We start from the raw sequence: 25699 nt of genomic DNA, 5'->3' as shown, positions 1-25699 counted from the left end.
CTATTGCCACTGTGCTTTAGCAATTTCTACTAACTTAGAAAAAACTTCTGGTTCGTTAATAGCAAGATTAGCAAGAACTTTTCTGTCAAGCTCAATACCTGCCTTTTTAAGTCCTCCCATAAACTTACTGTAATTTATTCCATTCAACCTTGCAGCTGCGTTTATTCTAATTTGCCACAACCTTCTGAAGTCTCTTTTTTTCTGCCTTCTATCCCTATAGGCGTATACCAATGCTCTTTCAACAGTTTCTTTTGCTCTTCTAAAAACATTCTTTCTTTGTCCCCAGTATCCTTTAGCAAGTTTTATGAGTCTCTTGTGTCTTCTTCTTGTTTTAAAACCACCTTTTGCTCTTGGCATAAAAATCTACCCCCTTTAAAGATTGATGAGAAATTTTAAAACTTATAGGGAATACATCTTTTTACATGAGAATAATATCCAGAAAAAAGTTCTTTTTCCTGTTTGAGATGTCTTTTTCTCTTTTTGCTTTTTTTTCTTAATAAATGACTTCTTCCAGATTTTCTATGCATAATTTTTCCAGTAGCAGTAATTTTAAATCTTTTTGCTGCTGATCTATTAGTTTTCATCTTTTGTTTTGCCACTTTCTCACCTCTTTCCTCAAATTTTATAACTTCAACACTTTACACCAATTTTTATTTGTTTCAACACCTCTTCAGAAATTTTGAAGCTCTCTTTTTCAGAGGGGAATTTTTTGTTTTTGCAATCTTCTATAAAATCTTCTAAAGCTTTTTTAAAAGTTTTATAACCATCAAAATAGGTTTTTACAAATTTAGGACGCATCATAGGATAAAGTCCTACTACATCGTGAAAAACAAGTATTTGTCCATCTGTATATGGTCCTGCTCCAATTCCTATAGTTGGGACTTTTACCCTTTCTGTAATAATTTTAGCAAGCTCGGCAGGAACACATTCAAGAATAATAGCAAAAACACCACAGCTTTCAAGAATTTCAGCATCCTTTATAAGTTTTTGTGCACTTTCTATAGTTTTTCCCTGAACCTTAAGTCCACCAAGTTCCATACTTCTCTGTGGTGTAAGACCAATGTGACCCATAACAGGAATTCCTGCCTTTACAATAGCTGAGACAATTTCAGCTACCTCTTCTCCTCCCTCAACTTTTACTCCGTGACATCTCCCCTCCTTTATAAATCTTCCTGCATTTAAAATAGCAACTTCTTTAGAAATCTGATAGGACAAAAAAGGCATATCCCCTATGCGAAGTATATTAGGAGCTCCTCTACTTACAGCCTTACAAAAAAGAAGCATCTCTTCCATTCCTATGGAATAGGTATCCTCTTCCCCAAGAACAACCATGGAAACGGAATCACCTATTAAGACAAAGTCAAATTGAGCTTCCTCAGCAAGTCTTGCTGAAATGTAATCATAAGAAGTTATGGCAACAATTGGCTCTTTCCCTTTTTTCTCTATTAAACTATAAGGACTTAACTTGAAAAGAGACACTGCTTATCCTCTTTGTAAGGAAGATTAAATTTTTCTTTTAGATATAAATATCCTTTTTGAGTGAGTATTCTTCCCCTTTTTGTGCGAGCAATAAAACCTAATCTTATTAAAGCTGGTTCGTAAATGGTTTCAAATTCTTCTTGAGTTATTTCTGCAGAAAGTGCAAGGGTATTAACTCCTACAGGACCTCCGTTAAATTCCTTATAAAGAGTTAGAAGACATCTTCTATCTTCAGGAGTAAGTCCCCATTCATCAATGTCAAGAAGCTTTAAAAATTTTTCAAATTCCTGCTGAGAAACCTTTATCGGCTTTTTTTCTGAAGATTTAGAATTAAGGAGAACAAATTCTCTTAATCTTCTTATAAGGTTTAAAGCCTGTCTTGGGATTCCCTTTCCCGCTCTTGCAAGTTTAAGGGCTGATTCCTCATCTAAGTCAAGCCCCCATTGTTTACTAACTTTTAGAATAATTTTTTTAAGTTCCTCATCTTTATAATAATTTAGCTTAAAAGTTAACTGAAATCTATCTCTTAGAGGAGCTAAACAAAGGTTGGGTTTGTTTGTAGCCCCAATTAAAGTAAACTTAGGAAGATTAAGTCTTATGGTCTTTCCAGTGTTTCCTTTTCCTATGACGATATCAAGAGCAAAGTCTTCCATAGCAGTATATAAGATTTCCTGACAGGGCTTTGGCATCCTGTGAATTTCATCAATAAAAAGGATATTTCCTTCTTTTAAATTGGTAAGAACTGCAGCAAGAGTTCCTGTTTTATCAAGAACAGGACCTGAGGTTATCTTTAAATCTCTTTTAAGTTCATAGGCTATAATTCTTGCAAGGGTAGTTTTGCCAAGACCAGGTGCTCCAATAAAGAAAGTATGAGGAAAAATGTCATTTCTTTTTTTTACCGAAGATATGTAAATAGAAAGTTCCTCTTTAATCCTTTGTTGTCCTATAAATTCGTCAAGACTACAGGGACGATAATAAATCATTAAAAAATTATTATAAAAGATTTGCCTAAATATACAAGAAATTAAATTCCTAAGTTACAACTCCTTTCTCAACTCTTTTAAATAAACTTCTTTCATTTTTTCAAATAAAGACATCAGCTTTGAATATAGGGAATCTTTTTCACTCATTAAACTTTTGAGCTTTTCTTTATTTCCACTGTTATAGGCAAGAACTATGTCTTTGCAGAGGAGGTGAAACCTTTTGTGCACTTCTTCAAATTCTGAAAAGATAGCATGTCCTTTAAACTTTTCTCCTTCATCTCCGTAATACCACTTACCAATTCCACAGGTTTTATAATCTCCGAGAAGTTCTGGATCAAGGGTATCAAGTCCCATAAGATGTCCCTCAACCCTGATAACTATTCTTTCGTCATCAGACTTAAAGATGTCAAAAAGAAGTTCCTTCAATTTTTCCGTAGTTACGGAGGTTGCAGTGTGTCTTAAATCTGAAGATATGCTTACTAAGTTGTAAATATTTTTTGCAAGCTCTTCTGTCAATTTAGTTACTTCTTCGGTTAGCCTTGCAGTTTCTGTTATGTTTTTACTTATCTCTTCACTTGCTATGGATTGTTCCTCAGTTGCTGCAGCAACCTGAGCTATAGCGTCTTTTACTTTTTGAGAAGACTCAACGATTTTTTCAAGGGCATCTCTCACTTTGTTTAAAGATTCCACTGCTCCTTCAACCTCTTTTGCAGTGACTTCCATGTTTTCAAAGGCTTTTACCGATTCTTCCTGTATGGTTTTTATTTTTTCTGCAATCTCGTCAGTTGCTTTAAGGGTTCTATCTGCAAGTTTTCTTATTTCTTCAGCAACGACTGCAAAGCCTTTTCCATGCTCCCCTGCACGGGCTGCTTCAATGGTGGCATTAAGAGCAAGAAGATTTGTCTGATCTGCAATATCTTTGATGAGTTGAACAACATATCCAATTTCACTGGCTCTTCTGTTAAGCGCTTCAATTACAGTTTTTAAAGTCATGGTATCCTCATTTGCTTTGATAATGGTATTTCTTGCTTCTTCAGAAATGCTTCTTCCCTCCATTGCAGCATTTATGTTTTGAACTGCAAGTTCTGAAACGCTTGCTGCATTTTTAGCAATGTCTGCAACTGTTGCACTCATTTCCTCAATAGCAGTGGCAACTTGAGATGCCTGTTGACTCTGGATTTTTGTATTTTCTAATGTTTTTTTAATGAATTTAAAACTCTCATCGGTTGATTCAGAAAGCCTTTGAGAATAAATAAGGGATTTCTCATTAAGAAATTTAAAAGACTGCAGTAGCTTATTCATACTTCTTGCAAGTCTTCCAACAACATCAACTCTATCCTGAAAATCAATCTTTATAGTCAGATCACCTTCAGCCATTTTTTCAAGAAGTCTTGCAAGTCTATTAAGTGGATTGTGAGTCACTACATAGGCTATGTAGAGAATTACCGGAGTAGCAAGAATTCCAAGAAAACCAAGAAAAGCAAATAATACCTGTATTTTTCTGATAGTAGAAAAAACTTCTTTAAAGCTCATATCTATTACCACACCCCCAAGAACGTCTCCCACTTTAACCCTGTGACAAGAAGTGCACATACTTTCAGCTTTTAAAACATAAATACCCTTTAAAACTCCATTAGTCTCGTAAACTATTCCTTCTTTTTTTTCTAAAAGAGCTCTGTCAAGAAGATTTTTTTCTTCAAGGGCGGGATAAAATTGAGGACCTTCAGTTCCAAATTGAGAATCAACCTTTTCGGTTCTGAAAATTTTTACATTTTTTAAAGTATTAAGGTAATAATTTCTCAGCTCTCTGTAGTTTGGGCTTGCCATGTCTTTTACCAAGGATGCTTTGATGGAAGAAAAGTAAACAGGAAAGGTTTTTGTCTTTGCGTGATAAAGAGTTATGTAGTGAAGAGAATATCCACTAACGAGAACAGTTATTAAGACTCCTATAAAAACGATAAAAGTAATAGGTATGATAAGTTTCCAGCGAATTTTCATTTTTTTATCAAGATTGCTTAAAAATCCCATCTTTCTCCTCCTTATGAAAATTTTAGTGTTATCAATATATTTAAAATCGGCATATATTTAAAATTATTTTAAAAATAGAGAAAAAAGTCAAGAATATTTTGAAATCTACAAGCTTAGATGGAGTAGCCTTTCATTTGGTTCTAAGAAGGAATTTAAGCCAGTCTTTCATGTTTTGTAGATTTTTATTTAAATACCACCTTCCACTTTCAAATACTCCATAATCTGCTCCGCCCATGGCTGAAGAAAATCTTACAGAATTTGCGTAAAACAGCCACTGTTCAACCCACATCTTTTCTATTGCTTCATCAAAAGGATTTGAATTATCAGCAACGCCTTTTTTCCACGCTTTGAGAACTATCATTGTAGCATCAAGAGTTTGTTTATTGGTTGTTTCTATACTATTAAAAAATTTTTCAAAATGTCCTTCAACCCATGAATTTGAATGACAGCTCAAACATACACTTTTCATTTTATTTTCCCTTTTTTTCATTTCTTCTTTATCTATCAAGGCTTCTTTTACAAACCCTCCTGTTAACTCTGTAGGAAGATTAAGACCAGCTTTATTTTTGATTTTATATGTTTCAGATTCCTTTGGATGAGGATGGGCATATGTAAGTCCAAAGATTCTCCAGGCAATTCTGTCATTCATCTGGTGAGTTCTTTCAACAATTATATTATCATTGCTATCTACTATTAAACTTACATGACATACAGCACAGGTAGGAGCTTTAAAGTCTTCTCCAGCCTTCCAAGGAGTATTTTTAAAATTCATTTCCTCTTGTTTAGAAAAAAATATATTTCCGTGTTTGCTTACAGAGTAAACTTTATAGGCTGGGACATCTGGTCCTTTATGACACTGAGAGCAGGTATATGGTTTTCTTGCAATTTCAATAGAAAATGAATGTCTTGTATGACAGGATGTGCAGGCTCCTTTGGAATTGTCAGGATTTATTCTTCCCACTCCATTATTAGGCCATTCTGAAAGAAGTGGAAATTCCATCTCTCCAAACACAGTCTTTCTAATTGTTTTATCTTTTACCTCAACCTTTGTTCCGTGGCATGCTAAACATGAATCATTTTCAGAATATTCATTTGGGGACATTTCAAGAATTGACTTGATAAGTTTTTCGTATAAAGGATTTTCCTTTAAATTAACATAGGCTTTTGACATAAGATTTTTTTCATATTCTTCAAATTCTTTTGTATGACAAATTTTGCAATCTTCTGGAGAAACTACGATATGAACTTTAAATCCATTATGATTGAAGGTGTCTTTATGAGATTGAGAATTCAGAGTGTGACACTCGGCACAACCTATTACTTTTTCTCCATTTTTTACCAAATTGAGATCTGCATTCACTTTACGGAAAAGTGGTTTCTTGTTTAGAGCTTCTTTTAAAGTTGTCTGAGAATGTAAACTTGCTTTCCAGTCTTTAACTATTCCAGGTGTAACTACTTCGTGGCAAGAAAGACATATCTGCGTTTCTTCACTTATCATCTTTTGAGCAAATACTATGTTAACAAAAGAAAATATAAAAAAGAAAAAGAGAATAACATTTTTAAACATAGCCCCTTCTACTTTTTATGTAATTTTCTAAAAATATTAACCCTTTTCCAAATTTTATCAGGATTTTAGATTTAGTCCAATAGATGCAATAACACACTAACTTAGAACTTGACTAAAATATGAGGATCTATATAATCTTATACTATGTTACGGTTTAAAATTTTAGTCTTTTTATTAATTTTTAATGCTTCAATTTGCTATGCAGACATTTACAGATGTGAAGATCCTATAACTGGGGAAGTTATTTTTACCAACTTTAAAGGAATCTTTCAGGATAGGATTTGTCAAGTATATGTAAGAGAACCAAAAAAACTTTATTCGCGAAATAGACTTAAAGTAAACTACTACAATATAGAGGAGAGATGGTTTGAAGAAGTGGGTAAAGCCTATTCTATAGATCCGGCTTTACTTAAAGCTGTAGCTAAGGTTGAGTCTTCTTTTAATCCAAAAGCAGTTTCTCCTAAGGGAGCGCTTGGGCTTATGCAACTTTTACCAACAACTGCTAAGCTTGTAGGAGTTGAAGATCCCTTTGATCCTTTAGAAAGTTTAAAGGGGGGAGCTCTTTATTTAAAAAAACTCCTTGAGGAATTCGGAGACCTTTCTCTTGCCCTTGCTGCCTACAATGCAGGTCCTGATAAAGTAAGAACCTATAGAGGAATTCCACCCTATCCAGAAACAAAACAGTATGTGCAAAATGTCCTTTACTACTACAACCTCTTTCGCTCATATTAAATTACCACTTACGAAGTGGTAGATACTCAAATTTTGGGTTGAATATGGCAGTAGCTATGCTTCTTTTAACCTTCGGTCCAAGAGGATAGACTTTTGTTTCCAAAAAATTTTCTATTAGCTTTCTTTTTGTTTTTTCTACAAAGGGACAAGGATTTTTGATAATCCTCCAGCCGTTTTTTTCCGCAAAACGAGAAATCAAAGCCTTTTCAACAAGGATAAGAGGTCTTATTATGTAAAGCTTTCCTTTAAACATCTCCTGAACGGGTAAAATCGTAGAAAGCTCTCCGTGATAAAACATGTTTATAAAAAAAGTTACAATTGCATCATCCAAATGATGTCCCAAGGCAAGCTTATTTGCCCCTTTTTCTTGTGCAAGTTTGAAAAGATGCCTTCTTCTATGCCAAGAACACACAAAACAGGGAGAAGTTATGTCCTTTTCGTAAACCTCCATAGCCTGTATCCCGCAATCAGTTTTTAAAAAATAAAATTCAATTTCCAAGGAATTACAAAAATCTTCAAGCCACTTTACCTCTTTTTCGTACTCTTCCTCATCTTTTGGGAATCCCATATCTAAATGTACCCCTAGAAGTCTGCAATCTATCCTCATTTTTTTTCTCCAATCGCTTAAAAAATAAGCAAGGGCTAAACTATCTTCCCCTCCAGAAAGAGCAAGAATTACGATGTCTCTATCCTTTAACATTTCATAACGAAAAAGAGCCCTTCCAATGAGTCTTTTTATCTTGGTATAAAGATTCATAAAACCTTATTTAATCTGGAATCTTTACCTCAGGATTTAAAATGCCATCTGGATCAAAAACTTTTTTGAGCTTTTTCATTATTTCAATCTGTAAAGAATTTAGCTCAAGGTTAACAAAGTCTCTTTTTATGTATCCCACTCCGTGCTCTCCTGAAATAGTTCCAGAAAGCTCTAAAACGGTTTTTAAAATTTTTTCTCTAATTTTAAAAGCAGATTCTTCTTTTTCAGGATCAAAAAGGATGTTCACATGAAGATTTCCGTCTCCAGCATGCCCAAAGCAACTTATAGGTAAACATCCTTCTTTCTCAATATTTCTTATTCTAAATAAAAGCTCTTTCATAAATCTTCTTGGCACAACCACATCTTCTGCAAATCTCTTTTCCCCAAGAAGTTTCAAAGAAGGAGATATAATCCTTCTTATTTCCCAAAAAGCTTCAATACTGTCTTCATCTTCCGCTTTCTCAAAAGGGATTCCTAAGCTTTGGTAAAAAGCCTCTACAAGCTCTGATTCTTTATTAACAGAAGCTTCTTCTCCGTCAAGCTCTAAGTAAAGAAGAGAAGAAAAGCTTTTTCCTTTAAAAACACCTAAGGCATTTTTTTTAGATAAGGCAAAAAGAGTGGTTTTATCTATAAATTCAGCACAGGCAGGCGTTATTTTTTTCTTAAGAATTTCTGAAATTACTTCAAAAGGTTCTTCTTCTCTTTCATGCGCAGAAACAAAAAGAATCCTTTTTTCAGGAAGAGGAACTACCTTTAAAACGATTTCTGTAAATACTCCCAAAGTTCCCTCAGAACCCACAAAAAGTGGAGTTAAGTTGTAGGGAACTACACACTTTAAGGTAGAAGGTCCTGTTTTTAAAACTTTTCCTCCTGGAAGAACAACTTCTAAAGAAAGCACATAGTCTTTTGTGGTTCCGTATTTTAAACCTCTTGGTCCTCCTGCACCTGTTGCTACATTTCCTCCTATGGTTGAAAAGGCATAACTTGCTGGATCAGGAGGATAAAAAAAACCGTATTTTTTTAAAAAACTTTTAAGCTCTCCGTTTAAAACTCCTGGCTCAACTCTTACTATTCTTTCTTCTTCGTTAAATTCAAGGATTCTATTCATTCTGGAAAAACAGATTATAATTCCACCTTTGTGGGCAAGAGGACTTCCTGTGGTTGCTGTTCCTGCTCCTCTTGAAATAACAGGAACTTTATATTCCTGAGCAAGCTTTAAAATCTCAACTACTTCTTCCTTTCTTTCTGGTAATGCAACAGCTGAAGGAATTCTTATTAAAGAGGAAGAATCGTAAGAATAACTTAAAAGGTCTTCCTCTTTGGTAAGAAATCTCTCCTTTCCGAAAAGAGCTTCTAATTCTTTAAAAATTTTAGAAGGAATTTTCTGTTCCATTTACTTTGATACATTCTACCTCAAAAGACTGATCAGACAACTCCTTTGAAAGCTCCCTTAAGAGATAATCCAACTTTATTTTTAGGCTAAGATCCTTTGCCAGTTTGTTTTCAAGTGCTTTGATGTTATAGATTATCGTTGAATGCTCCTTTTTAAAAATACTTGAAATTTCCTTTAAAGGCTTGTTTAACACATTTCTTAAAATATACATAACTATCTGTCTTGAAAGAGAAAGTTCCTTTTTCCTTGAAGAAGAGAATAAATCTTCCCTTGAGATGCCAAAAAACTTACAAGTTGTTTCAATTATTAATTCTATCTGATTAGACCCTTCTTTTATTCCTATTTCGTTTATAAGTTCTTTTGCCAGAGAAAGGGTAATAGGTTCTTTGAGAAGAGTTGAGCGGGCAATTAAACCCAGAACAGCACTTTCAAGCTGCCTCACATCTCCTCTTATTTGACGGGCTAAGTATTCAACTACCTCATAAGGTAGCTCGTATCCGTGTTTTTTTGCCTTGTGCCTTATAATTTTTTTTCTTGTGGCAAGATCAGGAGCATTTAACCTTATTAACAAACCAGAAGAAAGTCTTGACCTCAAAGAATTTTCCATTTTTTGAAGTTCCTGAGGAAGTTTTAAAGAGGTAAAAACCACAGTTTTTCCCTGATCAAGAAAATAATCCAAAAGAAAGGCAAGCTCAGTTTGGGTGTATTCTTTTCCAGAAAGAAAATGAATTTCCTCTAAAAGAAGAATTTCACACTCATTTTTTATTTTTTCCTTAAAGCTTTCAAGCATTCCAGTGCGAAGGTATTTCATCATGTAATTTAAAAAGTCCTGGGCAGTAAGATAAAAAACCCTTTCAAACCCCTTTGAAATAAGTCCATTTCCAACAGCTTGAACTAAGTGAGTTTTCCCAAGCCCAAAATTTCCGTAAAGATAAACTAAATAACCCTTTGGTCTTTCTTCAGCTATTTGGTAACAAACATTAAAGGCAAATTCATTGCATTTTCCTACAATAAAGTCCTCAAAAGTATACTTTGGTGAAAGTCTTCTTCCTATTACAGAGACGGGACTGTAGGGAATAATTAACTGCTCTGCCTTTGGTTTTTCACGAACAAAAAACTTTAACTCACTTAATCCAAACTCACTTAAAACCTGACTTAAAAGACTTTTGTAATTTTCCTCAAGCCAGTTTTTCGTAAATTCATTTGGAACCTCAATAACTAACCTATTTTCCAAGACCTCTCCCTTTAATGGGGAAAACCAAACTTTAAAGATGGTCTCAGGTAATAACTCCTTAAGCCTATCTCTAATCTTTTCCCAGTTTTGACTCATAGATAAAATTAAAATACTTTAAAAAATTTTTAATACAAACTCAAATAAGGGAAATTAGAGCCAGATTTTAAAACTCAATTCATATTTTAAAAATATCAAAAAATCAATAATTTAAGATTAATCAATCTTTAAAGCCTTGTTAATTCTAAAATCTTTTTCTTGATTAATAAGGAAATTAAAAGGGATATTATTTATGAGCTTTAAATTTCTAAAGTTTTCTTTAAATTTTTTTAATTTTCTCTATTTTTATTTTTTCACTTTAGATTAGGAACTTAAAAAGAACCGATTTATCTTTTGAAACAGGCTATATACTGAAAGTCGTTTATTTTTCTTAGCTCTGGGAGTTTTTCTGAACAAATTTTTTCCTTTTCTTCGCATCTTGGATGAAATTCGCATCCAGAGGGTCTAAAAATAGGGCTTGCAATCTCTCCTCTAATTTTTTTAAAAAGAAAGGTTTTTGGTAAGAAGGGATCAGGAGATGCGTTTAAAAGCATTAAAGTGTAGGGATGGTGTGGAGTTTGAGAAAAAACTTCTTTTTTACAGATTTCAACTATTCTTCCAAGATACATTACTACAATCCAGTCTGAAAGATAAAGAACTACAGGCAAAGAATGGGTTATTAAAAGATAGCTAAGTCCAAATTTGCTTTTAAATTCTTTAAGTAATTCAAGAATTTGAGAGGCAAGAGTTGTGTCAAGTGCTGAGGTTGGCTCATCAAGAACGATAAGAGAAGGTGATACCATAAGTGCCCTTGCAAGGGCAACTCTTTGCCTTTCTCCACCACTTAAGGCATGGGGATACTTTTTTAAGACTTCAGTTCTCAGTCCAACAAGATTTAAAACCTCTTCAGCCTTCTCAATCCCTCTTTTTTTATTCTTTTCCACATTTATGAGATAAGGCTCAAGAAGAGTATCTATAATCTTATACCTTGGATTTAAAGAAGAATAGGGATTCTGGAAAACAGCCTGAATCTTGGCTCTTACTTTTTTATACTCTTCTTTTGAGAAACTTTCAAGACTTTTTCCAAACCAGAAAACCTTTCCTCTATCAGGCTTTTCAAGATTAAGAATGATTTTTCCAAGGGTAGTTTTTCCACATCCACTTTCTCCCAATAACCCAACTGTCTCTCCCTTTCTTATAGAAAGACTGACCTCTATTAGGGCAAAAAAAGAAACTCTTTTAAATCCCCATCTTTTTACTTCGTAACTTTTCCAAATGTTTTTAGCTTCGACAACAGTATCAGCCATATTTAAAACATCTTACCAAGTGATTTTCTTTAACTGGAATAAGTTCTGGATGAATTTTTTCTCCCTCTTTGCAGGGACTTTCACATCTTTCAAAGTATCTACACCCTTCTGGTTTTTCAAGCAGATTAACCACCATTCCCTTTAAAGTTCTTTTTATTTTTCCTTCTTTTGGATAAGATTCAATCAGAGTTTGAGTGTAGGGATGTAAGGGATTATTGAAAAGTTCCTCTGTATCTGCCATCTCAACCACTTCTCCTGCATAAAAAACGCATACCCTGTTGGCAATCCATCTTATAATTCCGAGGTCATGACTTATAAAAACTATAGTTAAGTTCTTTTTTTGGTTTAATTCGTAAAGCAATTCAAGGATTTGAATTTGAAGGGTGACATCAAGAGCAGTGGTTGGTTCATCAGCAACGAGGATCTCTGGCTCACCTGCAAGAGCCATAGCAATCATAGCCCTTTGACGAAGCCCACCAGAAAGCTGATGAGGATAACTCTTTATCCTTATTTCTGGATCAGGAATCCCCACCTCTTTTAAAAGCTTATAAATCCTTTCTTTTATTTCTTTTTTACTGAGATTAAAGTGATATTTTAAAACCTCTTCTATCTGTTCTCCAATCGTTAAAACAGGATTTAGAGAACTTAAGGGATCTTGCAAAATAATAGCAATTTTTTTTCCTCTTAGTTTTAAAACCTCCTCTTCTTTAAGGCTGTAAAGGGATATTCCATCTATAATAACATCTCCAGAATAATGTGTTATTCCAGGAGGAAAAAGCCTGAGAAGAGCAAAACCCGTAAGAGATTTACCGCATCCGCTTTCTCCAAGAATACCAAGGATTTCTCCTTTCTCTAAAGAAAAACTAACTTTGTCAACTAAAGGGACTTTTCTTTCTCTAAGACCTATAACAAGGTCTTTGACCTCTAACTTCATCCTCTCTCACAGCTACAGGCTTTAAATTCAGCAGAAAGAATCTCAAAGGAAGTTGCAGGTCTTGCTTCTAAGATTTTAATTTTCATAATAACTGTTTTTCCCGCAGCAGGATGATTGAAATCTGCTTTAATTTTTTCTCCCTTTATTTCAAGAACCTTAAAAGAAACCGTTGAGCCGTATTTATTTACTTCTTCATACCATTCCCCTTCCTTTACTTTTTCAGGATGTTTAAGTGTATTTATGTCAATTTCTTTTACAAGATAAGGCAGATGTGGTCCGTAAGCAGATTCTGGAGGAATAACAACCTCAATTTCTTCCCCTTCTTTTTTCCCCATTACCGCATCTTCTATAATCTTAAGAACAGGTTCCCTTCCCAAAATAAAACTTACTTCCATAGGTTGAGAAAACCAGGAAGGAGCCTTTTCATCTTTCAACTCTAAATGATACACTATCTTCACAAAAAAATCCTTTTTAATGAAGTCCATGGCAAATACCCTCAAAAATTTAGTTTTTTATTTTATAAATTTAATTACTTTCTAATAAAAATTCAAGAAGTGCCATGTGAAACCACATTTTATTTTCTGCCTGATCCCAGACTACAGATTGAGAACCCTCAAGAACTTCTTCTGTGATTTCTTCATCTCTGTGAGCAGGAAGGCAATGTAGAACTATTGCAGTAGGAGATGCCAATTTCAAAAGCTCCTTATTTACTTGAAAATCTTTAAAAGCAGAAATTCTTTTCTGAGTTTCTTCCTCCTGTCCCATGCTTACCCATACATCAGTATTAATAACTTCTGCGTTTTTAATAGCCTCCTTGGGATCGTAAACAATCTCAATTTGGGCTTTAAACTCTTTTTTTGCCCTCTCTATTAATTCCCTTTCAGGTTCAAAGCCTTCTGGACAGGCTAAGACAAATTTAAAGCCAAGAAGAGCTGACGCCTCAATCCAGGACTGTGCTACATTGTTTCCATCTCCTATCCACACTATTTTATCTTTATAAAGGTCTTTTCCCATTTCAACCACCGTCATCACATCAGACAAAGCCTGACAGGGATGAAATCTGTCTGAAAGACCGTTTATAACTGGAATGGTAGAATATCTTGCAAATTCTTCAATGGTTTCGTGCTTGTAAGTTCTCAAAACCAATATGTCAATGTATCTTGAAAGCACACGAGCGGTATCCTTTATAGGTTCACCCCTACTTAACTGCAAATCCTTAGAAGACAAAAAAATGCTATCTCCTCCCCACTTTACAATGGCAGACTCAAAAGAAATCCTCGTTCTGGTAGAAGGCTTTTCAAAAATTAATCCAAGAATTTTCCCGACAAACTTTCTCTCCCAGCTTTTATTTCTTTTAAGTTCTAAAGCCCTGTTAATGAGGCTTAAAGCCTCCTCTTTTGTTAAATCCCAAACCCTTATAAAGTGCCTTGCCATTTCTCTTCCCTTTTATTTAAAATTTTCTAAAAATTTAGAAATTTAATTTTTAACCGAAATTTAAATTTTGCCAATCTACAAATTTAAAAATTTTTTAAAAATTTTTTAAAATACCTCTAAAGTTTTTCATCAACTTGCCGATTTTATATAATGATAAAAAGGAGTCTGAAAGATGGAAATAAGAAAATTAGATATATTGCCTGTAAACTTAAATTTTAATGTTTCTGGAGATAAAGCTCTATTACCTTTAAATAAACCTAAAGGATCTTACAATTTAGACATTGATTTAGCCATTCAGAGAAGAAGAGAAATTCAAAAAGAGCTTGAAAGACTTTCTAAAGATATAAATCAGTTTCTTGAAAAACTAAATGAAATACTAAACCCCCTTAACAAGGAATTAAAAGTAGAAATAGATCAGGAGCTAAATATTCCCATTTTTAAAATTATTAATAAAATAACCAACGAGGTTGTCAGACAAATTCCTTTAGAGGAAGTTTTAAAAATTATGAAAAATATAGAAAAGCTTTTAGAAGCTCAAAAACTTAGCAAAAATCATCTGAAAGGTCTTTTATTAAAAGTGGAGGTATAGCTTTATGGCTGATGTTTATATGAGCAACATTACTGGTCTTCTTGATGTAGATTCACTCGTTAAGGGACTTCTTCAGGCAAAAACCAAAAACATTCAGAAATTGCAAAATGAAAGGGCAACTCTTCAGGCTCAGGCAACCTCTTTAAGTAATCTCTTGTCCGCTTTAAATGACTTAAATGACTTCGTAGAAGGCTTAAACACAGCCTCCCTTTTTACAGGGAAAAAAGTCACTGTCGGAAATGAGAACATTCTTTCAGCCAAGGCAGAAAGCAATACCCCAAACATTAACATAAAAAATATAACGGTTTCCAAACTTTCTCAGGAAGAAATAAGAATATCCTCAGCAGGAGTTACAGATTTAAACTCTACCCTTGACCCTCAAACATTTACTCTTAGGTACTGGACTTCAAATACCAATTACGAAGAAACTGTAATTAACTTTTCAGGGGGAACTCTGCAGGATCTCGTTTCTGCCATAAATTCAGCTCAAAATAAGGTTTTTGCATCTATCCTTTTTGACGGAACTACCTATAAGCTTATGCTTTCTGAAAAAAATGTGGGAAATTCTACTAAAGAAACCTCAGCTAATAGTGCAGTTATAGAAATAGGGAGTGGTAGTTTACCCACCCAGCTCGGAACCCTTGAAACACTTCAGCAAGCTCAGAATGCAGAGGTTCAAATAGGTAGCAATACCTTTACGAGTGCCTCAAACACTTTTGAAAACATCATCTCAGGACTCAGTATAACTGTTTATCAAACAGGCTCAACTGACCTTTCTGTAGAAAATGACTATTCTCAAATTTCATCAACCTTAAACAATCTCATAACCAAAATAAATGGCGTTATAGACCTTATAAATTCTCAAACCTCTAAGGGTGGAATCTTTCAAGGAAATGCAGTTATAACCCAGATTAAACCCCAAATATTTTCTCTTATGAGTCCTCTGGTAAATCTTGGCATTATAAACCTTGACGATAACGGAAAGTATTCCTTAAATACCAGTGAGTTAAATAGTGTTATAGAAACCAACCTTGCAACCTTACAGTCTTCTATCTCTCAGGTAAAAACCAATTTTACTTCCTCCCTTGGAAACCTCATAACTACCATAAACACTTACAAATCCGTTCAAGACAGACAAATCCAAAGAATTACCGATAAAATAAATGAACTTCAGCAAAGTTTAGCTAAAGAAGAAGAAAAACTAAGGCTTGAGTTTTCCAAAATAGAAGCGCTTATGTATAATAACGAACAGTTAAGGACGAGACTTGAAAACCTTGTAACTCCCCTTTCTGAGATACTGAAAAAAGACTAATTTAAAAGGATCTAAAGGAGGACCTATGCAGGTTTATAGCTATCTTGAAAATCAGGTAAAAAATGCTCATCCCCTTGACCACATCATTATGCTTTACAACAAAGCCATAGCTTGCTTAAAAATAGCTAAAAAATCTATAGAAGAGGGACTTAACAATCCTGAAAGTATAAAAAAGAAGGCAGAAAGTATAGGAAGAGCAACAGAAATAATAGCCTACCTTCAAGGCTCTTTAAATATGGAAAAAGGAGGAGATATTGCCAAAAATCTTAGTGAGATTTATGATATACTTTTATCTGAACTTGTTAAGGCAAACATAGAAAATGATACGGAAATTATTGTTAAGTCTCTTGAGATACTTGAAAACCTTAAAAAAGCCTGGGAAGAGGTAAAAAGGAACTTAAATGTCAGATTATAATCTCAGAGAAACCCTTGTTAAAGTGGAACTTGCCATAAAGAAAAACGAATTTGATAAAGCCCTTGAGCTTTACGAGAAAATAAATAAACACTGGGAAGAATACCAGAAAAACCTTAATCAAAAAGAGATAAAAGAACTTATTAAGCTTTTGGAATACATAAAAAATCTTCTTTTGGAAAAACAAAAAGAGCTTTTTGAGCGTAAAAAGCTTTTTCAGCTAAGAAAAGCCTACTCAAAATTTTAAACTCTTTAGCTTTAAAAAAATGAGAAAGCTAAAAATTTTTTACATTTTCTTTTTGAGTCTTTTTTTAATTTTTATAGGTTGTCAGAAATCTCCCTTTAGTTCAAAAGAAAAGCTAATCAGAGTAAGTGTTGAAAGGGTAATAGATGGAGACACGGTGGTTCTGGGAAATGGAGAGAGGCTTAGGTATGCTGGCATAAATGCCCCGGAACTTCATACAGAAAAAGGAATTCCCCAGCCCTTTGCTTTGGAATCTTACGAATTTAACAAAAAGCTCGTTGAGGGAAAAACCCTTTACTTGGAATTAGCTTTAAGAGAAAGAGACAGATACGGAAGGCTTCTTGGGGAGCTTTATTTTGAAAACGGAACACCTGTTTCAGAGCTTCTCGTAAGAGAAGGGCTTGCTTTTGTTTGCTATTATCCTGGAAGCGGAAAATACTACGAAAGGTATTTACCTATCCAAAAGGAAGCAATTAAAGAAAGAAAGGGCATATTTTCTCTTCTTGACAAAGAGCCAAAAGGCTTGGTTTATGTAGGAAACAAGGAAACAAAAAGATTTCATCATCCAGATTGTCCTTCTGCAAAAAAAATAAAAAGAAAGGTCTATTTTAAAAGCATTGAATCTGCTCTGTTAAACGGGTATTGTCCTTCAAGGGAGTGTTTTGACCTTATTTTTTCCTTTTAATAATTTCAAGCCCTCCCATGTAAGGGCGAAGAACCTCTGGAATGACAACGGATCCGTCTTTTTGCTGATAGTTTTCTAAAATTGCCATAACTGTTCTTCCCACAGCAAGCCCGGAGCCATTAAGGGTGTGCACAAATCTTGGCTTTCCCCCGTCTTTTGGTTTGTATCTTATGTTTGCCCTTCTTGCCTGATAGTCTTCAAAGTTTGAGCAGGAAGATATTTCTACAAAGCGATTTTGCCCAGGAGCCCAAACCTCTATGTCATAGGTCTTTGCTGCAGCAAAACCAAGATCCCCTGTGCAAAGAACTACAACCCTGTAAGGAAGCCCAAGAAGTTGCAAAACCTCTTCTGCATCAAGAAGAAGACTCTCAAGCTCATCATAAGAAGTCTCAGGAGTGGTAAACTTAACAAGCTCGACCTTATTAAACTGATGCTGTCTAATTATTCCTCTCACATCCTTTCCGTAAGAACCTGCTTCAGATCTGAAACAGGGAGTATAGGCTGTGTAGCAAAGAGGTAAAACCTCTTCTGGCAAAATCTCATCCTGATGAAGATTTGTTACTGGAACTTCTGCAGTTGGAACAAGGTAATATTCCCAGTCTTCAAGCTTAAAAAGGTCTTCTCTAAATTTGGGAAGCTGAGCCGTTCCAAAAAGGGCTTTCTCATTGACGATAAAAGGAGGTAAAACCTCTTTATATCCGTGCTTTTTAACATGTAAATCAAGCATAAAGTTTATCAAAGCCCTTTCAAGAAGTGCTCCCTCATTCCAATAGACAACAAATCTACTTCCAGTAATTTTTCCTGCCCTTTCAAAATCAAGAATGCCAAGAGCTTCTCCTATATCCCAGTGAGGTTTTGGCTCAAAGTCAAACTCAGGTAAATCTCCCCACCTTTTAACCACCACATTTTCAGTTTCGTCCTTTCCCACAGGAACGCTTTCGTGTGGAATGTTAGGAATGAGACTAAGCTTTAACCTTAAGTTTTCCTCAACCTCTTTAAGCTCAGCCTCAAGAGTTTTAATTTTTTCCCCTATCTCCTTAACCTCCTGAGATAAGACCTTTGCCTCATCCTCCTTTCCTTCCTTTTTAAGCTTTCCTATCCTTTCTGACTTTTCTCTTCTTTCGTGCCTTAAGCTTTCAACCTCCTGAATGAGCTCCCTTCTTTTTTTATCAAGAGAAAGCACCTCATCAATGGGATAATCTTCCCCTCTTGTCCTTAACCTTTCCTTAACCCACTCAGGGCGCTCCCTTATAATTTTTATGTCAAGCATGCCTTAAAATTTATCATACAATCCAAGTTTGTCAAAAATTTTTACAATAACTAAGAAAGTAAAAAATTTTTAAAATATCTTGATATATTTCAATTTTATATTACAAATTTTATATTATAAATTAACTTTTATTAATTTTGGGGAGGTGAAAAAAGATGTTTAAGTTATCTACTAAAGGAAGATATGCGGTAAGAGCGATGTATGAGATTGCCAAGGCTTATCCAAAGGAAGTTACTCTTGATCAGATTTCAGCCAATCAAGAAATTTCCCGGGTTTATCTTGCTCAAATACTGAACCGCTTAAGGCAGGCTCGTCTCATAAAGTCCTCCCGTGGTCCAGGAGGAGGTTATGTGTTGAGAAAAGAGCCTTCAGAAATCTCCCTTTACGACATACTTGAGCCCTTAGAGGGTCCTGTCTGCATTGCCTCTTGCATTGACCCTTCTGAAGGATGCGACCAGACAGAAGAATGCATAGCATATCCAGTTTGGGAAAAAATTGCCCACTACATTGAATGCCTTTTAAAACAGGTAAAGCTTTCAGATCTTATTCAGATTGAGACAGAAGAAGACAAAAAAGAATTTATTGAGAAAATCACCGCAAAGTGCTTGTAATGAACCTTTCAAACTATCAGGAATTCGTTAGAAATTCAAGAAAAATTGTTTTTCCCCTTGAAAAGAAAGAAATCCTTTATGATTTAAGGGAAGGAGACTTTCTTTTAATTTCAGGATGGCTTCTCTGTGCAAGAGACGAAACCCACAGAAAAATTATGGAAGCTTTGAAAGAGGGGTTTTTTTCTTTTGATTTTACAAATCAGGCAATTTATTATGTTGGTCCAACTCCAGCTCCACCTGGAAAACCTGTAGGCTCCTTTGGTCCAACAACCTCAGGAAGAATGGATGCCTACATGGAGTTTTTCTTAAAACTTGGGATCTCTGCAACCATAGGAAAGGGAAAACGCTCAAAGGAGGTAAGAGAGCTTTTAAAAAGGTATAAGGCAGTTTATCTTGCAACCTTTGGAGGAGCAGGGGCATTTTTGAGTCAGTTTGTTAAAAAAATAGAAATTCTTGCTTTTGAAGAACTTGGTCCAGAAGCCCTTTTTAGAGTAAAGGTTGAAAACTTCCCAGCTCTTGTTATAAATTCAATTTACGGAGAAGACTTTTACGAAAAAGCCCTTTTAAAGAAATGAACCCTTATTCAGAAGTCCCCTTTTATCGTACTCTCGTTTCAACTCCTTTAAAAGCCTTTAGAGTAGTCTATAAGGAGACAGATCTTTATGTCCTTGCAGAAAAAGAGCTCATCTCAGAAACCCTGGAATTTGTAAGAAAAATAAGGCTTCCTCTTGAGGCATACATCTTAAAAAATCCCCTTTTTCTAAAGAGCCTTGAGCCTCTTCCTGAGGATGAAAATGCTCCAGACATTGTAAAAGTGATGCTTAGAGCAGGAAGGATTGCAGGGGTTGGACCTATGGCTTCTGTTGCAGGAGCCATTGCTGAAAAAGTCGGAAGACTCCTTCTTGATAAGGGCTTAACCAGTCAGGTGGCAATCGAAAACGGAGGAGACATCTTTTTGAGCCTGAAAAAAGAGGCAAGAATTGCCGTTTTTGCAGGAAATTCCCCCTTTTCAGGAAAAATTTCTCTTGTCGTAAAAAAGGAGCTTATGCCCTGTGGAGTTTGCACCTCATCAGGTAAAGTAGGGCATTCTTTGAGTTTAGGTTTAGCTGATGCCGTAACAGTTATTCACAAAGATACCGCAACTGCTGATGCTCTTGCCACAGCCTTTGGAAACCTTCTGAGAGACTCAAAAGACTTTAAAAAAATTGTGAGCAAAGCCAAAAAAGTTGAAGGTCTTTTTGGTGTCCTTGCGGTTTTAGAAGAAAAGGTTTTTCTTTTTGGCAAAAATCTTAGAGTTGAACCAATTTGAATTTAAGCAAAAAATTTGAATTTAAGCAAAATTTAAAAAATTTTAAAAAATAAAGAAATTTAAAGAAAATGAAAGAAAAAAGCTAAAAATAAGCTCATAATTTTCACGAATAGAGAATTATATATGTTGACAAAAGTTCTCAATTCTGCTATAAATTTTAAAAACTACTAAAAATCGTTGTTAAAAATTATGGAAAAATTTAAAATTTTGCAAAAACAGGTCTTGACAAAAATGGCGAGATGAATAAAATTTAATTTATGATTAGTAATCAAAAAGAAAAAAATAAAGGAGGTGTAGTATGAAGGTAAGCAGATGGAAAGTTTTAAGTATTGCAGGAGCTTTAGTTTTAGGTTATGCAGTTTCAAGTGATGCTGCTCAAATCAAGGTTAGTGATGATACCTTTGCAGACCTTGGCTTTTGGATGAAGGTAAGGTATGTAAATCTTGATGAAAGAGCAAAAGGTGATCAAGGTACACTTTCTGCACCTGATTACAACAGAAATGTATTTGATGTGGTTGATGCAAGATTTAACATTGAGGGTCAGATTAACAAAATTGTTCAGTTCTATGGTGAAGTAGTAACAAGCGGTGCCTATACTTCAGATGTTTATAATGCAGTTGGTATTTCTGGTCGTGACACAAGTGCTAAACTTTCTGAGGGCGGTGTTAACTTAGTATTTTTACCTGAGCTTCAGTTGAGACTTGGAAAAATCCGTATTCCCTTCACTAGAGAACAGCAGGAACCAAGATATTCTTACATCGTTCCGACAGAATGGATCTACGATCCTCAAGGACTTTTTGGTTACTGGAGAAATGGACTTTTAAGACTTGCTGAGGGTGGAGCAGTTCTTCATGGAGAGATTGCAAAGGGAATGTTAAGATACGATGTTGGTATTTTCAACCAGGCATCAGATGATGAGCCTTTAAACAGTGTAGCCTGGTCAGCAAGAATTGAATTTACTCCAACCATGCTCGGATTCAATCCTGAAACCAAGACAACAGGAAGAGGATGGTTGCCTGGAACCTACCTTGGCAAGAAAGGAGACATTTTAACCATTGGACTTGGATACTTCACTCAGGATGTAGCTGTAGCAGATATGCAAACAGGAAGGGTTTATGGTGGAGCTTTGATACCGGGTGTAAGTGATAAGGCTCTTAAATACCTTGGGGTATCTCTTCCCAATGTCCCCACTTCAGTGTTAAAAGGTCTTAAAGAATTAGATGTTGATGCCTACACTGTTGACCTTTTCTTAGAAAAGAAACTTGGTTGCAGTGTTCTCAATCTTGAAGGTGCTTATGTCTATTTTGATGATAGTCACCTTGTACCAAGATATGATGCGGATTTAAATATTATAGGTAGTAAGAAAGAAGATTCCTATTACTGGTATATTAAGGGACAGATTCTCTATGATCAGGTAGTTGGAATTGGGAAGCCAGCTCTTTATGTATTGTATGAATACATGGAAGCTGATAAGATGTATAATAACAAGGATTATGAGCTTAATCGCTGGGGAGTTGGAATTAACTATTACATTGTAGGTAATGCAGCCCGCTTAACTGCTGGAGTTGATTTTGTAAATTATGACAGCGGTGCAGCAAAATTTCTAAAAGACTATGGTCTTGAAGACAACCTTACTGACTACTACATCCAGGCTCAAATCATGTTCTAACCAACTTAAACCCCTCAAAGAAAGAAAAAAAGGGGCTGGGGGGGGGAACCCCCAGCCCTTTTTTTCTTTAATCCTCTCCCTCATAAAAAACCTCATTTTAGAATCTACCACTTTGTATGTTATTAAGAAGTAGATTTTAAATTTTAGAAAATAAGTATATTGGAGCACCTTTTTAGGTTGCTCGGTTGCGAGATTGGTCAGCCTCCTCTAAGGATTAAAAGTTGTGAGTTTAAATCCAAGGAAAATTCCAAGACTTCTTGAAGTTGATTGCTTACTACAAAAATTCTAAAAATTTTGCCTTTTATCCTCTTGACAATTAACACATCTCTACGATGTGGTAGAAAGGTCTATTTTAGTAAACTCTTACAGTTGTTATAGTAAAAAGTTTTTTCTTGCTTGCTCCGCAAGAAGGAGGACGTAAAAAGTTAAAGCCGAGTTGAGTAAAGTAATTGTAAATCTTTTCTATCGTCCTGTAATTAAAACGAATTTCAAAATTACCGCTTATGTCAATTCGATTGTTATTACTTAAAGAATTGCTTATTACAGCTCCGTGGATTTTAAAGTTTCCATTCCCAATAGTAAAGTTGTTGTTTGCAGACGTAATAAATATTACCCCCCAGATATCAGCATTACCTGTTCCGCTTATACTGATATTATTGTCCGAAATGATAAGAATGGGATTTGTTGAGGTTCCGAGCTGGGTGTTTGACTGCAAGTCTATTTTCAGATTTCCTGTACCGCTTCCTCCACTGTAAATTAGTCCTCCTGCGACTATTAAATTATTGGCGTCTATCACGTAATTCTTGGCAAACATAAAAGTGTTTGATATATTCAGATTGTTCTGAGAAATATTTATTTTATCTTTTGCTACCAGAACGAGTTCTCCGTTAGGGTTCACATTTCCACTGAAATCAACCGTATTTGCTGACACGTAACCACCTCCAGAAAAATTCTGAAAAGTTATGGAAGCGCCTGGAAGCTCAACTTTAGAGTAGTACTTTTTGTCTTTATTGTATTGATAAGCTTTTTTGGCGGAATCCCAGGTAAATACGTCTTCATCACTTTCAGTTCCACAGACTATTTGAGATCCGCTTGCGGTACAGCTGTTTACGGTGTTAAGTGTTTTTTTGTCTTCGCCTTCAGTTCCGTTTAATCCGACAGGAGTTCCGTTATCAAAATTAACCTGAAAGTTACTGCTTAAGGCTGAAAGCAATTCACTTCTATCATTAGCACTGAAAAGTTTCGAAGTAAGATCTCCCATATTTGGATCATACACATAAGGATCTACTGTTGAAACAAGACCAGAGCCAAGGTTATTGAAATCGGTCTTACAGGCATTTAACACTTTTCCTGGATCAACTTTATTTCCTGTAACGAGAGCTGGAGATATGCAGGGGTTCCGATCATTACAGCTGTTTCCGTTTTCAGGACTGTCGTATCCTACGATAGCAGCATTACCTCCCAGAGAAAAATTGCCTAAGTTTCTGTATATTGCTGCTGCCCAGTTAGTTAAAGGAAATACGGAAGTTTTAACCACCTTTGCCCCTTTATACGTCCCTTCACTCCACAAAAAACAGTAATTGTGTCCGTCGTCTTTTACAGCTTTCACGTTTATTCCCTCTTCACTGTAATCACTGCAGTTTCCACTTTCAAGAACAGTAAGGAGTCCTTTTTCTGCTCTCTTTTCAGCAATCTGAAATTTAGCCTCTGCACTTACAGAAAAAAAGCCTATCTGAGTTATAAAAGCCGCACCTATTCCGATTAAAAGAAGAACTAAAAAGAAAATGAGAACTGTAAAAAGTGCAAATCCTTCGTCTCTCTTGCGAGTTTTTATTTGTCTTCTCATTTTTCACCTCCTATCTTGCAAAGTATCTTTCTACTTTAAAGGTTTTTTCTGGTTTTGACTGGCTCTGAAAGGTTACTTCCATTTTTATTCCTCTTCCATTTATTTTAATCTCACCATTTATTTTAATCTTAAAAAAGTCTGGTATTTTAATCTTAAAGGAGTCTGAATCCTTTACCCTTGCAAGTTTTGTAGGTGGGATATTTACATCCGGACGAGCCATATCAGTAATTTTCATAAAAATCCAGTATCCACTGGTTTCTGAATCGTAATCAACATACAGCCTTACCCTGTAAGGAACTCTAATTATTATATCTCCAGAATGAAGCTTATAGGTATTGTTAGAGCAATCTATGGTTTCGTTACCCCAGAGTCCCATGATAGCACTCGTGCTTAAATTCGGAGTTCCGTTAAAATTTATGCAATCTACAGAAGGAATGTTTCCACAAAAACCATATACAGGAGGATTATCTATCCCGTTCCAGTTTGCAATTTTATCTCCCTGCCAGATATAGTAATAATTCTCACTTTCGTTATCTTTACTCGTATATCCATCTTTTTCAAGTCTACAGCTTATTAAATTAGCAGAGGTTCCGTTCGTGCTTACTACGAATCCTGTTCCTTCAAGACTTGCATAAAACTCTACCTCACTACATCCATCAGAGGTTAAATCACCTCTTATACAGGTCATACACATAGGATCTGAGGGAGGGAAACCATCACAGGGAACGACGGAATCACTTAAAGTGCAGTTATTATTTTTGCAGGGAACCCCCGCTCCCCATCTTGAAAACACGAAATCAAGAGTGGCTACAGTACTTCTCATTTCTTCTAAAACATCAGAAACTGGTTTTGTTTGTTTAAAATATTTGTCGGCAACAAGATAAATTCCTAAAACAGCTATTAAAAGAATGGCACAAAGCACAATAACTACCAGAATTTCTACGAGCGTAAAACCTTTCGTTTTTTCAGCAAATTTTTTCACTTCAAAATCCTTCTCATTGGATTCAGTAAAAATTGCAAACTTTATCAGTTAAAGAAAAATTCCATCCCTTTGCTTTAGCAGTTACCGTAACATCTGAACAGGTTCCCTCAGGTGGATTACAAACTCCCTGGGTTATTTCTACATCAACTTTAATGTCTCCACACTCAATTTGAAAGTTCGTAAAGTTTCCGCTTTTACATGCGTTTATTCCTGAAGAAGCTCCTTCAATAAGACAGGACATAAGAATTCTATCAGAGGTTTTAGAGGCAAAACTCGTAACTACTCCAGCAACAATTGCAGACAAAACAGCTGCAATCAGTATGGCAATAAGAGCTTCAAGTAAAGTAAAACCCTTAATTTTTAACATCCCCCACTTCCTGCTTCAGTTATTATTGCACCTCTATTATTTTGTAATTTTACTTTAAAATAATTTTCTCCATCTGTAATACATACATTTCCTCCAAAAATAACTAAACCCCTTGGATCAAACATAAGCCCAGACTTACCTAAAGCTACATCAATATCTGAAGTCACCCAGGAGTCTGAAATCACCAGTGTTTTTAATACCTCTCCGGAGCAAGACGGATTTCTTGAAGTTCCCTCATTATAAACTACAATACTATTGTCTTTCTTACAAATAGAAACTCCTATACTTCTTTCTACAGCCGTTATTTTTGCCCACTTTACGAGGCTTTCAAGCTCAAATGCATAACTGTTAAATTTGTATGTTCTATAAAGTTTTCTTATGGCAGGAAATCCCAAGCTTGCCAAAATGGCAATTATTCCAAGGACTATGAGAAACTCTAATGTGCTAAATCCTCTTTTTTTAAGGTTGCTCATTTTTGCTTTTTATAATTCTATAAAATTAATTATAATAATGAGAAAA

28 protein-coding genes are annotated in these 25699 nt (G+C 35.1%); 10 read left to right on the top strand and 18 right to left on the bottom strand.

Annotation, left to right across the window (positions count from 1 at the left end):
- From rplT to ACLGLP_RS00765, 6 genes are all read right to left on the bottom strand, one after another.
- Positions 1 to 357 carry a 50S ribosomal protein L20 gene (gene rplT / locus ACLGLP_RS00790; RefSeq protein ID WP_492113044.1) on the bottom strand — a complete coding sequence of 119 codons (357 nt, stop codon included), beginning with the start codon at positions 355 to 357 and terminating at the stop codon, positions 1 to 3.
- Positions 358 to 392: 35 nt separating this feature from the next.
- Positions 393 to 599, bottom strand: coding sequence for a 50S ribosomal protein L35 (rpmI, locus tag ACLGLP_RS00785; RefSeq protein ID WP_492113043.1), 207 nt, complete (start codon positions 597 to 599; stop codon positions 393 to 395).
- A gap of 31 nt (positions 600 to 630) precedes the next feature.
- Positions 631 to 1479: a 3-methyl-2-oxobutanoate hydroxymethyltransferase gene (gene panB / locus ACLGLP_RS00780; protein ID WP_492113042.1), complete on the bottom strand. Its 849-nt coding sequence runs from the start codon at positions 1477 to 1479 to the stop codon at positions 631 to 633.
- A complete protein-coding gene (ruvB, locus tag ACLGLP_RS00775) occupies positions 1461 to 2462 on the bottom strand; it encodes a Holliday junction branch migration DNA helicase RuvB (RefSeq protein WP_492113041.1) in 1002 nt (333 codons plus the stop codon). The genes panB and ruvB overlap by 19 nt, the downstream gene beginning before the upstream one ends.
- 54 nt (positions 2463 to 2516) lie before the next feature.
- The gene (locus ACLGLP_RS00770; protein ID WP_492113040.1) at positions 2517 to 4490 is read right to left on the bottom strand and encodes a methyl-accepting chemotaxis protein; all 1974 of its coding nucleotides are present in this window, start codon (positions 4488 to 4490) and stop codon (positions 2517 to 2519) included.
- A 130-nt stretch (positions 4491 to 4620) separates the two neighbouring features.
- Positions 4621 to 6057 carry a multiheme c-type cytochrome gene (locus tag ACLGLP_RS00765; RefSeq protein WP_492113039.1) on the bottom strand — a complete coding sequence of 479 codons (1437 nt, stop codon included), beginning with the start codon at positions 6055 to 6057 and terminating at the stop codon, positions 4621 to 4623.
- A gap of 144 nt (positions 6058 to 6201) precedes the next feature.
- Here ACLGLP_RS00765 and ACLGLP_RS00760 point away from each other — a divergent pair, with 144 nt between their 5' ends.
- Positions 6202 to 6789: a lytic transglycosylase domain-containing protein gene (locus tag ACLGLP_RS00760; protein ID WP_492113038.1), complete on the top strand. Its 588-nt coding sequence runs from the start codon at positions 6202 to 6204 to the stop codon at positions 6787 to 6789.
- A 1-nt stretch (position 6790) separates the two neighbouring features.
- On the opposite strand, the gene ACLGLP_RS00755 is transcribed toward ACLGLP_RS00760, so the two are convergent.
- The 7 genes from ACLGLP_RS00755 to argF form a co-directional block, all read right to left on the bottom strand.
- Positions 6791 to 7546 carry a tRNA lysidine(34) synthetase gene (locus ACLGLP_RS00755; RefSeq protein WP_492113037.1) on the bottom strand — a complete coding sequence of 252 codons (756 nt, stop codon included), beginning with the start codon at positions 7544 to 7546 and terminating at the stop codon, positions 6791 to 6793.
- A gap of 10 nt (positions 7547 to 7556) precedes the next feature.
- Complete coding sequence (locus ACLGLP_RS00750) at positions 7557 to 8939, bottom strand: FAD-binding oxidoreductase (RefSeq protein WP_492113036.1); 1383 nt, start codon at positions 8937 to 8939, stop codon at positions 7557 to 7559.
- Positions 8917 to 10269: a chromosomal replication initiator protein DnaA gene (gene dnaA / locus ACLGLP_RS00745; RefSeq protein ID WP_492113035.1), complete on the bottom strand. Its 1353-nt coding sequence runs from the start codon at positions 10267 to 10269 to the stop codon at positions 8917 to 8919. Before dnaA ends, ACLGLP_RS00750 begins: the two co-directional genes overlap by 23 nt.
- A 287-nt stretch (positions 10270 to 10556) precedes the next feature.
- Entirely contained in the window at positions 10557 to 11516 is a 960-nt protein-coding gene (locus ACLGLP_RS00740; RefSeq protein ID WP_492113034.1) for an ABC transporter ATP-binding protein, read from the bottom strand.
- Entirely contained in the window at positions 11509 to 12450 is a 942-nt protein-coding gene (locus ACLGLP_RS00735) for an ABC transporter ATP-binding protein (RefSeq protein WP_492113033.1), read from the bottom strand. Before ACLGLP_RS00735 ends, ACLGLP_RS00740 begins: the two co-directional genes overlap by 8 nt.
- Positions 12447 to 12935, bottom strand: coding sequence for an FKBP-type peptidyl-prolyl cis-trans isomerase (locus ACLGLP_RS00730; RefSeq protein WP_492113032.1), 489 nt, complete (start codon positions 12933 to 12935; stop codon positions 12447 to 12449). The genes ACLGLP_RS00735 and ACLGLP_RS00730 overlap by 4 nt, the downstream gene beginning before the upstream one ends.
- Positions 12936 to 12975: 40 nt before the next feature.
- Positions 12976 to 13884, bottom strand: a complete 909-nt coding sequence (gene argF, locus ACLGLP_RS00725) for an ornithine carbamoyltransferase (protein ID WP_492113031.1) — start codon at positions 13882 to 13884, stop codon at positions 12976 to 12978.
- 172 nt (positions 13885 to 14056) lie between these two features.
- Between argF and ACLGLP_RS00720 the strand changes: the two genes are divergently transcribed.
- The 5 genes from ACLGLP_RS00720 to ACLGLP_RS00700 are packed head-to-tail and all read left to right on the top strand — an operon-like array spanning position 14057 to position 17126.
- On the top strand, positions 14057 to 14473 hold the full coding sequence (locus tag ACLGLP_RS00720) for a flagellar protein FlaG (protein WP_492113030.1): 417 nt from the start codon (positions 14057 to 14059) through the stop codon (positions 14471 to 14473).
- Positions 14474 to 14477: 4 nt separating this feature from the next.
- The gene (gene fliD / locus ACLGLP_RS00715) at positions 14478 to 15785 is read left to right on the top strand and encodes a flagellar filament capping protein FliD (protein ID WP_492113029.1); all 1308 of its coding nucleotides are present in this window, start codon (positions 14478 to 14480) and stop codon (positions 15783 to 15785) included.
- A gap of 25 nt (positions 15786 to 15810) precedes the next feature.
- Complete coding sequence (gene fliS / locus ACLGLP_RS00710; protein ID WP_492113028.1) at positions 15811 to 16200, top strand: flagellar export chaperone FliS; 390 nt, start codon at positions 15811 to 15813, stop codon at positions 16198 to 16200.
- Positions 16187 to 16444, top strand: coding sequence for a hypothetical protein (locus tag ACLGLP_RS00705; protein WP_492113027.1), 258 nt, complete (start codon positions 16187 to 16189; stop codon positions 16442 to 16444). Before fliS ends, ACLGLP_RS00705 begins: the two co-directional genes overlap by 14 nt.
- A gap of 19 nt (positions 16445 to 16463) precedes the next feature.
- Complete coding sequence (locus tag ACLGLP_RS00700) at positions 16464 to 17126, top strand: thermonuclease family protein (RefSeq protein ID WP_492113026.1); 663 nt, start codon at positions 16464 to 16466, stop codon at positions 17124 to 17126.
- Here the strand turns inward: ACLGLP_RS00700 and serS are convergent.
- Positions 17110 to 18396 carry a serine--tRNA ligase gene (serS, locus tag ACLGLP_RS00695; RefSeq protein ID WP_492113025.1) on the bottom strand — a complete coding sequence of 429 codons (1287 nt, stop codon included), beginning with the start codon at positions 18394 to 18396 and terminating at the stop codon, positions 17110 to 17112. The two genes, ACLGLP_RS00700 and serS, sit on opposite strands and share 17 nt — an antisense overlap.
- Positions 18397 to 18551: 155 nt before the next feature.
- On the opposite strand from serS, the gene ACLGLP_RS00690 reads away from it, so the two are divergent.
- From ACLGLP_RS00690 to ACLGLP_RS00675, 4 genes are all read left to right on the top strand, one after another.
- A complete protein-coding gene (locus ACLGLP_RS00690; protein ID WP_492113024.1) occupies positions 18552 to 19007 on the top strand; it encodes an RrF2 family transcriptional regulator in 456 nt (151 codons plus the stop codon).
- Entirely contained in the window at positions 19007 to 19582 is a 576-nt protein-coding gene (locus ACLGLP_RS00685; protein ID WP_492113023.1) for a FumA C-terminus/TtdB family hydratase beta subunit, read from the top strand. The genes ACLGLP_RS00690 and ACLGLP_RS00685 overlap by 1 nt, the downstream gene beginning before the upstream one ends.
- Positions 19579 to 20316, top strand: a complete 738-nt coding sequence (locus ACLGLP_RS00680) for a UPF0280 family protein (RefSeq protein WP_492113022.1) — start codon at positions 19579 to 19581, stop codon at positions 20314 to 20316. Before ACLGLP_RS00685 ends, ACLGLP_RS00680 begins: the two co-directional genes overlap by 4 nt.
- A 298-nt stretch (positions 20317 to 20614) precedes the next feature.
- Positions 20615 to 21985 carry a hypothetical protein gene (locus tag ACLGLP_RS00675; protein WP_492113021.1) on the top strand — a complete coding sequence of 457 codons (1371 nt, stop codon included), beginning with the start codon at positions 20615 to 20617 and terminating at the stop codon, positions 21983 to 21985.
- Positions 21986 to 22337: 352 nt separating this feature from the next.
- Here the strand turns inward: ACLGLP_RS00675 and ACLGLP_RS00670 are convergent, their stop codons facing one another.
- The 4 genes from ACLGLP_RS00670 to ACLGLP_RS00655 are packed head-to-tail and all read right to left on the bottom strand — an operon-like array spanning position 22338 to position 25653.
- Positions 22338 to 23831 (bottom strand): hypothetical protein, encoded by a 1494-nt coding sequence (locus ACLGLP_RS00670; RefSeq protein ID WP_492113020.1) that lies wholly within the window; start codon positions 23829 to 23831, stop codon positions 22338 to 22340.
- Positions 23832 to 23841: 10 nt separating this feature from the next.
- Entirely contained in the window at positions 23842 to 24813 is a 972-nt protein-coding gene (locus tag ACLGLP_RS00665; protein ID WP_492113019.1) for a PilW family protein, read from the bottom strand.
- Between the two features lie 22 nt (positions 24814 to 24835).
- Positions 24836 to 25180: a type II secretion system protein gene (locus tag ACLGLP_RS00660; RefSeq protein ID WP_492113018.1), complete on the bottom strand. Its 345-nt coding sequence runs from the start codon at positions 25178 to 25180 to the stop codon at positions 24836 to 24838.
- Positions 25174 to 25653, bottom strand: a complete 480-nt coding sequence (locus ACLGLP_RS00655) for a GspH/FimT family pseudopilin (protein ID WP_492113017.1) — start codon at positions 25651 to 25653, stop codon at positions 25174 to 25176. Before ACLGLP_RS00655 ends, ACLGLP_RS00660 begins: the two co-directional genes overlap by 7 nt.
- Positions 25654 to 25699 lie beyond the last annotated feature (46 nt).

Source organism: Caldimicrobium sp. SLHALR3 (assembly GCF_058692735.1).
Note: the sequence above shows the minus strand (reverse complement) of the source record. Positions and strands in the feature narration are given on the sequence as shown.